This window comes from Frankia umida (assembly GCF_023242945.1).
In the GTDB taxonomy this organism is placed as follows: domain Bacteria; phylum Actinomycetota; class Actinomycetes; order Frankiales; family Frankiaceae; genus Frankia; species Frankia umida.
Genome location: NZ_JALKFT010000095.1, coordinates 1 through 1,237, shown reverse-complemented (window position 1 = coordinate 1,237; position 1,237 = coordinate 1). Strand labels below are relative to the sequence as shown.

General features: G+C 72.2%; 1 protein-coding gene. It reads left to right on the top strand.

From position 1 onward, the window contains the following. Window positions 1-1,237 (top strand): beta-ketoacyl synthase N-terminal-like domain-containing protein (locus MXD59_RS25920; protein WP_248827187.1); only part of this gene is annotated, 1,237 nt, incomplete at both ends.

Here is a 1,237-nt window from a genome sequence, read left to right as displayed (position 1 = left end):
CGTCGTGGGAGGCCTTCGAGCGGGCCGGGATCGATCCGGGGACGTTGCGGGGCAGCCAGACCGGGGTGTTCGTCGGCACCAACAGCCAGGACTACGTGTCGCTGCTGGCCGCCGCCCCGAAGACCGGCGAGGGCTATGTGGCCACCGGCAACGCGGCCAGCGTCGTCTCCGGTCGCCTCGCCTACACCTTCGGTCTGGAGGGGCCGGCGCTGACAGTGGACACGGCGTGTTCGTCGTCGTTGGTGGCGTTGCATCTGGCGGTCCGGTCGCTGCGGTCAGGGGAGTGCTCGCTGGCCCTGGTCGGCGGCGTCATGGTGATGTCGACTCCTGGCGGTTTCGTCGAGTTCAGCCGGCAGCGCGGGCTCGCCGCCGACGGGCGGTGCAAGGCCTTCGGCGCCGGCGCCGACGGATTCGGCATGGCCGAGGGCGCCGGCGTCCTGCTGGTGGAGCGGATGTCGGACGCGCGCCGCCACGGGCATCCGGTGTGGGCGGTGGTGCGTGGGTCGGCGGTCAACTCCGATGGGGCGAGCAACGGGCTGACCGCGCCGAACGGCCCGTCGCAGCAACGGGTGATCGACGCGGCACTGCGCGACGCGGGCCTGGCCGCCGAACAGATCGACGCCGTCGACGGCCATGGCACCGGCACCGCGCTCGGCGATCCGATCGAGGCACAGGCGCTGTTGGCCACCTACGGACGTGACCGGGACGCGGATCGGCCGCTGTGGGTGGGATCGCTGAAGTCGAACATCGGGCACACGCAGGCGGCGGCGGGTGTCGGCGGTGTGATCAAGATGGTGATGGCGATGCGGCACGGGGTGGTGCCGAAGACCCTGCATGCCGACGAGCCCTCGCCGGTGGTCGACTGGTCGTCGGGGGCGGTCCGGCTGGTGACGGAGGCGACGCCGTGGCCGCGCACGCAGGATCCACGACGGTCCGGGGTGTCCTCGTTCGGCATCAGCGGCACCAACGCCCACGTGATCCTGGAGGCGGCGCCCGCGGCCCCGGCCTCCCACGAACAGGAGCGGTCGCGGCCGGTGCGCGAGGGCACCGGGTCGGACTCACCGGCCGGTTCGGTTGGTTCTTCGCCGGCTTCTCCGGTTGTCGTGCCGGCGGTGTTTCCGTGGGTGGTGTCGGGGCGGGATGCGGCGGGTCTGGCGGGTCAGGCGGGTCGGTTGTCGGCGTTTGTGTCGGGGCGGCCTGAGCTGGGTCTGGGGGATGTGGGTTTTTCGTTGGTGAC